Consider the following 7,723-nt stretch of genomic DNA (forward strand, 5'->3'; position numbering starts at 1 on the left):
GGGGCGGGGGCGACCGGGGCGGACACCGGGACCGGCGCGGCAGCCGGGCCGGTCGACCCGGACGCTCCGGACGGTACGACGGTCGCGGCCGCCGCGGGTACGGCGGCAGCGCGCGGACCGGGCAGCGGACGGGCGGCCGGAGCCGCCGCCGGATCCACCTGGTCCAGCGGATCCACCGGGTGGAGAGTGTCGTGGAAGTCGGCCGCCATCGCGGCCCGTCGGCGCCGTTCGATGACGGCGGCCGCGCTCGCCACCACGGCCATGCCCTTGGCCACGGCCTTGAAGGCCTTTCCGCCCCGCGCCATGCTCGCTACCACTTCTCCCCGCCGGAGCCGCCCGGTGCGGCGGCACGCCGTGGGTCGCGCCACGGCCGTCAGGGATAGACGCTACCCGGCCGCGGTGCGGTGAGTCCGCCGGGTGAGCGGGATCCGCCCGGGTTCTTGCGGCCGGGGCCGGTCGGGCCGGGGGTGATTCCGGGGCAAACCATCATGTCCCCGGTGGTTTCAGGCACAGGACAGCGGGGAGGAGTCGAGCGGGAACCAGGAGCCAACTGTCGGCGGACCGGCCGGTGCGGGGAGCCACCAGGACCCCTCCCCGTCCCCGCGTCCGCACCAGGACCGCACCGCCCGTGGGCGCCATGGTCAGCGCCACCCGGGCGGCGCGGCCCGCCCCCCCGGGCCGACAGGCACTCGGAGCGACAGGGCACCCGGAGCGCTCCGGCCCGGCCTCGACCCCGGAAAAGCGGAAACGCCGCGGCCCCCCGATCGTGATCGGGGGGCCGCGGCGGGCGTTCCTAGTACCAGTGGTGCGACTGCCAGAACGACCAGGCGCCACAGGGGCTGCCGTAGCGGCTGTTCATGTAGCCGAGACCCCACTGGATCTGGGTGGCCGGGTTGGTGCGCCAGTCGGCGCCGGCCGAGGCCATCTTGGAGCCGGGCAGCGCCTGGACCAGGCCGTACGCGCCGGAGCTCTTGTTGGTGGCGGTGTAGTTCCAGCCGCTCTCGCGCTTCACGATCTGGCTGAAGCACTGGAACTGCGAGTCGCTGCCGATGATCTGCTGGGCCAGCTCCTGCACCGAACCGGGGCTGACCGATACCGGCGGAGTCGACGGAGCGCTGTCGGTGGCGGCCATCGCCGAACGCGCCTTGGAGCGGTTGGCGGCGGCCTCGTCGGCCTTCCGCTTCTCCTCGGCAGCCTTCGCGGCCTTCTCCGCCTCGACCTTGGCGGCAGCGTCGGCGGCCTCCTTGGCGGCGGCGTCGGCCTTGGCCTGCGCCTCGGCGGCGGCCTGCTGGCGCGCTGCCTCTTCGGCGGCCTTCTGCTCGGCGGCGGCCTTGGCCGCAGCGTCGGCAGCGGCCTGCTGGGCGGATGCCTGCGTGCCGATGTTGTCGCTGATGGTCTGCGCCTGGGCGCCGGAGGGGACTTCGGCAAGCAGCGTCGCGCCGGCGACATCAATCGTCTGCGTCGTCTTGCCCTCGCTGCCCGACGCCATACCCACCACGGCACCAACTGCGGTGACGGCGGTGGCGGAGGCGACAGCAACTCCCCGGACCGAGATCCGAGTCACATGGATTCCTTCCAGCATCGCCCACGCGTGACCGTACAGGCGCAACATGCCCCTTGGCGCTGCCCTCCGTACGGTGCTGGTCACGGGAGGTACTGACCCGGCGTCCGGTCGAGGTGAGGCGACCGGGCGTTGTGATCGGGCGGCGTACGGCTCAGGTCTTCAATTGTGCGTCCACCGACCGGAGTTGGTGGACCGTCCGGGCCGGACCCCCGGTCTCCCGGAAGCCCTGCCATGCCGTACGCGGGGCCTGACAGAACCCTCACCATGCCGCACCGGGCACTGTCGACGCAATTCCCTGTTGCGTGGCGGATGTCACATTCACCGTACCGGCGTTCACCGGACAGAAACCACGCGATGTGATGAAAGGGACAAGGGCCCGCTCCATCAGGAGCGGGCCCTATACCGGGATTTGACTGTTTTGTCCCTAACTGCCCGTTGACTTCCGGAAAGTCCGGAAAGTCCGGATCAGGGCTGGACGTCCTCCAGCATCTCCGTCACCAGCGCCGCGATCGGCGAGCGCTCCGAGCGGGTCAGCGTGATGTGGGCGAACAGCGGGTGCCCCTTCAGCTTCTCCACCACCGCCACCACGCCGTCGTAGCGGCCGACCCGGAGGTTGTCGCGCTGGGCGACGTCGTGGGTGAGGACCACCCGCGAGCCCTGGCCGATCCGGGACAGCACCGTCAGCAGGACGTTGCGCTCCAGCGACTGCGCCTCGTCCACGATCACGAAGGCGTCGTGCAGGGAACGCCCTCGGATGTGGGTGAGCGGCAGGACCTCCAGCATCCCCCGGGAGATGACCTCCTCGATCACGTCCGGGGTGGTGACGGCGGACAGGGTGTCGAAGACCGCCTGCGCCCAGGGGCTCATCTTCTCCGACTCGGAGCCCGGCAGGTAGCCGAGCTCCTGCCCGCCGACCGCGTACAGCGGCCGGAACACCATCACCTTGCGGTGCTGCTGCCGCTCCAGGACCGCCTCCAGACCGGCGCACAGCGCCAGCGCGGACTTGCCGGTACCGGCCCGGCCGCCCAGCGAGACGATGCCGACCTCCGGGTCGAGCAGGAGGTCCAGCGCCACCCGCTGCTCGGCGCTGCGCCCGCGCAGGCCGAACGCCTCGCGCTCGCCGCGCACCAGCCGGACCCGGCCGTCGCCGGTGACCCGGCCGAGCGCCTTGCCGCGCTCGGAGGTGAGCACGAGCCCGGTGTGCACGGGCAGCTCGTCGGCGCCGGCGACGTCCACCCCGGCGTCATGGCCGGCCGCGAACAGCGCGTCCACGTCGTCGGCGGCCACGTGCAGCTCGGCCATGCCGGTCCACCCGGAGGTGATCGCGAGCTCGGCGCGGTACTCCTCGGCGAGCAGGCCCACCGAGGACGCCTTGATCCGCAGCGGGAGGTCCTTGGAGACGACGGTGACGTCGTACCCCTCGGCCTGGAGGTTGCGTGCCACCGCCAGGATCCGGGTGTCGGCCTCGCCGCCGCCGGCCCGGTAGCCGACCGGCAGTATCGAGGTGTCCGAGTGGTTGAGCTCGACCCGGATGGAACCGCCGAGCTCGCCGACCGGGATCGGCTCGTCGAGACGCCCGAACCGGATCCGGAAGTCGTCGAGCAGTCGCAGCGCCTGGCGGGCGAAATAGCCCAGCTCCGGGTGGTGCCGCTTGGCCTCCAGCTCGGTGACCACGACCACGGGGAGGACGACCTCGTGCTCCTCGAAGCGGGTCATGGCCAGCGGGTCCGCCAGCAGCACACTGGTGTCGAGAACGTACGTCCGCCGGTCTGGTGTCCGGCGGCTCTTGGAACTGACCACTAGGCCTCCAGGGCGGATGACCCTGCGTCATCCGCGGCAAGCCGGCCCCGCTGCCCCGGTGGCCTCGGAGCCGGTCTGATCGGAGTATTCCCAGGCGGGGGGCGGTGCATTCGCGCCCCCGGAGAACTGACGGATCATTGCGGGTGAACGTTTGGCCTCGCCCTGCCACCGGGTAGGCCAGCTCTTACGGCGGTCAATCCCGACGCCCCGCAGGACGCCGCTTCCCGACGCGTCGCGAGGGCACCGCCGGCCGTCCGCGAGGGCACCGCCGCGGCGCGCGAATACGTCGCGGTACGGCGCGAGGGCGACGCCCCCGTCAGAGCCCCAGCCGCCGGTTGCGCTGCTCGAAGGCGCGCAGCGCCCGCAGGAAGTCCACCTTGCGGAAGGCCGGCCAGTACGCCTCGCAGAAGTAGAACTCGCTGTGCGCGCTCTGCCAGAGCAGGAAGCCGGACAGCCGCTGCTCGCCCGAGGTGCGGATGACCAGGTCCGGGTCGGGCTGCCCCTTGGTGTACAGGTGCTCGGCGATGTGCTCGACATCCAGGACCTCGGCCAGCTCCTCGATCGAGGTGCCCCGGCCGGCGTGCTCCTGGAGCAGCGAGCGGACGGCGTCGGCGATCTCGTGCCGGCCGCCGTAGCCGACGGCCACGTTGACCGTGATGCCCTCGATGCCCGCGGTCTCGTCGGCGGCGCGCTTCAGGACGTCGGCGGTGTGCTGCGGCAGCAGGTCCAGCGCGCCGACCGGGTTGACCCGCCAGCGGCGGGCGGCGGCCAGGCCGGTGACGGCGTCCTCGATGATGCCGAGCAGCGGGACCAGCTCGTCGGCCGGGCGGGAGAGGTTGTCGGTGGAGAGCATCCACAGGGTGACGACCTTGACGTGGGTCTCGTCGCACCAGCCGAGGAACTCGCTGATCTTGTCGGCGCCGCGCTGGTGGCCGTAAGCGGTGGAGCCGCCGGTCGCCTTGGCCCAGCGGCGGTTGCCGTCGAGGATCACCCCGATGTGGTGCGGAGTGCGGGCGAGGTGCACCTCGACCCGGCGGCCGTAGAGGCCGTACATCCCGTCCAGCAGGACGCGCAGACCCGGCGTGCGTTCGACGACATCGCGCAGACCCATGGTTTTCGGCCCCTCCGTGCTCACTTCAGCGGGTGCTTCAGAACCCCCGGCGCAGCCTACTCCCGCGCTGTGGCGGCAGGGAAAGCCGCAGGTCGCGGGAGGGTCACGGTCCTGTGCGGACTATGTCGCCGCGCGCCGGGCGCGGGTGGCCGGAACGTACCCGGAACGTACCCGTGCGGCGCCCCGGGGGCGGGCGGGGGAACGCCCGGCGGCCGGATACGGAACGGTCTCTCCTTCCTTAAGGAATCCGTAAGCCGACGGTTCAATGCTTGACGACCCCCAATGGTCTAGTCCAGCTTTTGTGCCAGGGCGGAACGGCGTACCGGAACCGCCCCTCTCGAGGCAGTACTGCGGACCTCCCCTCCCCCACACGCGGCCGCCGCGCCCCCCACCGCGGCGGCCGCTCCTCCCCCACAGGAGCGCACCTCCATGGCCCGTACGCTGAACCGGCCCGCGTCGCACAAGCGCCGCCGCGGCCCCGTCCCGGCCCTCGCGGCCGGCGCCACCGCCCTGGCCCTGGCCGGCACCGGCCTCGCCCTCTTCGCCGGGGGCGCCAACGCGGCCGCCGGGAACCTCGTCGCCAACGGCGGCTTCGACGGCTCGCTGGGCGGCTGGACCTGTACCGGCTCCGCGAGCGCGGTCACCACGCCGGTCCACTCCGGCTCGGGCGCGCTGCAGGCCACCCCGGGCGCGGCGGACACCGCCGAGTGCACGCAGACCATCAGCGTGCTGCCCAACACCAGCTACACCCTGAGCGCCTGGGTCCAGGGCCCCTACGTCTACCTCGGCGCGCGCGGCACCGGCGGCACCGACCCGAGCAGCTGGTCCAACCAGAACAGCTGGAACCAGCTCTCCTCCACCTTCACCACGGGCGCGAACGCCCGGAGCGTCACCGTCTACCTGCACGGCTGGTACGGCCAGAGCGCCTACCTCGCCGACGACGTGGTGCTGAGCGGCCCCGGCGGCACCTCCACCCCGAGCCCGACCGCCACCCCGACGGTCACCCCCACGCCGACGCCCACGGCGACCGCCACCCCCACGGCGACCACGACCCCGACCGCGACCGCCACCCCCACGGCGACCGCCACGCCGACCCAGACCGCGACCCCGACCCCCACCGCGACCAGCACCGGCAACCCCACCACCGGGCTGCCCAAGCACGTCGTCACCGGCTACTGGCACAACTTCGACAACAAGGGCAACAACCTCCAGAAGCTGAGCGACGTCCAGAGCGCGTACGACATCATCGCGGTGTCCTTCGCCGACGCCGTCGCCAACCGCCCCGGCGCCGTCACCTTCAAGCTGGACGCCGAGCTCTCGGCCGGTCTCGGCGGCTACACCGACGCCCAGTTCCGCGCCGATGTGAAGGCCAAGCAGGCGGCCGGCAAGAAGGTCATCATCTCCATCGGCGGCCAGAACGGCGCCATCCAGGTCAACGACGCCGCCGCGGCGGCCACCTTCGTCGACACCGCCGCCGCCGTGATCAAGGACTACGGCTTCGACGGCCTGGACGTCGACCTGGAGAACGGCCTCAACGCGACCTACCTCGCGGACGCGCTGCACGCCCTGCAGGCCAAGGTCGGCCCGAACTTCGTCCTGACGATGGCCCCGGAGACCATCGGGATGTACTCCACCGCCGGCTCCTACTTCCAGCTGGCGCTGAAGACCAAGGACATCCTGACCGTCGTCAACACCCAGTTCTACAACTCGGGCGGCATGAACGGCTGCGACGGCAAGGTCTACAACCAGGGCACCATCGACTTCATCACCTCGCAGGTCTGCACCCACATCCAGGGCGGCCTGCGGCCCGACCAGGTCGGCATCGGCGTCCCGGCCTCCGGCAAGGCGGCCGGCGGCGGCTACGTCGCGCCGAGCGTCGTCAACAACGCGCTGGACTGCCTGGCCACCGGCAAGAACTGCGGCAGCTTCGTCCCGCCGGCCAAGTGGCCGACCATCCGCGGCGCGATGACCTGGTCCACCAACTGGGACTCCGTCAACGGGAACGCCTTCTCCAACACGGTCGGCCCGTTCGTCCACCAGATGCCGTAACCCGAGGACCGCACCCCCACGGCGCGCCTCCCCTTGAGGGTGGGGCCTGCGCGCCGGCGCCGGGCCCGCCGTACCCGACCGGTACGGCGGGCCCGTCCGCGTCCCCCGGTGGACACCGGCGGACCCTGGCCCTCGCGCCTCAGCCGGAGTGCCCGAGCACCGCCACCAGGGTGCCGAGCAGCATGAACGGACCCAGCGGCACCTCCCGGCCGCGCACCGGCCGGCGCCGCACCAGGGCCACCAGCAGGACGCCGACCGACCAGAGCCCGGCCAGCAGCACGAAGGCGGCCAGGCCGGCCAGCGCGGCGGACCAGCCGTACCGGCCGAGCAGCGCCCCTAGGCCGAGCGCCAGCACGGTGTCCCCCGGGCCCATCCGCCCCAGCTGGACCGGGACTTCGAACAGCACCCCGGCCGAGAGCGCCACCAGCAGGCAGCGCAGCAGCGTCCCCGGGCTGCCGTCCATCAGCTCCAGCACCGTCAGCAGCAGGGCGAGGCCCGCCGCCAGCGTCCAGGTGAGCGGGTAGGGCAGCCGGTGCACCCGGGCGTCGGTGAAGCCGAGCACCACTCCGGGGCCGGCCAGCCAGAGCAGCAGCACCGCGTCCGCCGGGTGGGCCGCGGTGAGCGCGGCGGCGGCCGCGGCGGCGGTGACCGCCTCCACCCGCCACGGGCCCGGGCCCCCCCGCCACGGGCCCGGGCCGAGTCCGGTCCGGCAGCCCGGGCAGCCGCCGGTGGGCGGCAGGCCGCGCAGGGCGCGCCCGCAGGCCGGACAGGCCAGGCACCACGGCTGCTCCTCGGGCACGGCGTACCGCACCACCAGTCCGCGCAGGGCCGGTGCCACCAGCAGCCCCGCCAGGACCGCTCCCAGCACGATCGCGATCACGGCTTGCCCCCTTGTCCTCCGGTGGCGGTACGATCCGGCAGGTTCCGCTCCGGAACCGACCGGACACCGTCCGCGTCCGACACTGACGGCACCTCGGATCCTCGGATCCACGGCGCCGCACCGACCACATCATCCACGGGGGAGACATATCTTGACGAAGCTTCGGAGCACTCTGCGCGCGGCCGTTCCGGTGGCCGCGCTCGCGCTCGCACTGACCGCCTGCGGTCCGGAGAACGACGACCCGGCCGTCACCGCCGCCCCGACCTCCGCCCCGGCGGGCGGCAGCACCGCCGCCCCGACCGGCGCCGCGCCCACCTCG

The 7,723-nt window shown here is 72.9% G+C and carries 5 protein-coding genes and 1 pseudogene; 1 reads left to right on the forward strand and 5 read right to left on the reverse strand.

Annotated elements, in window-relative coordinates; translation table 11 throughout:
- From VR45_RS17885 to VR45_RS17900, 4 genes and pseudogenes are all read right to left on the reverse strand, one after another.
- Positions 1–305 (reverse strand): annotated as a pseudogene (locus VR45_RS17885) (hypothetical protein); the annotation flags it as partial.
- A 488-nt stretch (positions 306–793) separates the two neighbouring features.
- The gene (locus tag VR45_RS17890; protein WP_045940782.1) at positions 794–1,564 is read right to left on the reverse strand and encodes a transglycosylase SLT domain-containing protein; all 771 of its coding nucleotides are present in this window, start codon (positions 1,562–1,564) and stop codon (positions 794–796) included.
- 465 nt (positions 1,565–2,029) lie between these two features.
- Entirely contained in the window at positions 2,030–3,364 is a 1,335-nt protein-coding gene (locus VR45_RS17895) for a PhoH family protein (RefSeq protein ID WP_045940783.1), read from the reverse strand.
- A gap of 316 nt (positions 3,365–3,680) precedes the next feature.
- Positions 3,681–4,475, reverse strand: coding sequence for an isoprenyl transferase (locus VR45_RS17900; protein ID WP_078896623.1), 795 nt, complete (start codon positions 4,473–4,475; stop codon positions 3,681–3,683).
- A gap of 429 nt (positions 4,476–4,904) precedes the next feature.
- Between VR45_RS17900 and VR45_RS17905 the strand changes: the two genes are divergently transcribed.
- Positions 4,905–6,524 carry a glycosyl hydrolase family 18 protein gene (locus VR45_RS17905; RefSeq protein ID WP_045940784.1) on the forward strand — a complete coding sequence of 540 codons (1,620 nt, stop codon included), beginning with the start codon at positions 4,905–4,907 and terminating at the stop codon, positions 6,522–6,524.
- Positions 6,525–6,663: 139 nt separating this feature from the next.
- Here VR45_RS17905 and VR45_RS17910 read toward each other — a convergent pair whose 3' ends face one another.
- The gene (locus VR45_RS17910) at positions 6,664–7,404 is read right to left on the reverse strand and encodes a prepilin peptidase (RefSeq protein WP_045940785.1); all 741 of its coding nucleotides are present in this window, start codon (positions 7,402–7,404) and stop codon (positions 6,664–6,666) included.
- Positions 7,405–7,723 lie beyond the last annotated feature (319 nt).

Origin of the sequence: Streptomyces sp. NRRL S-495, assembly GCF_000966955.1 — a bacterium.
GTDB lineage: Bacteria > Actinomycetota > Actinomycetes > Streptomycetales > Streptomycetaceae > Kitasatospora > Kitasatospora purpeofusca.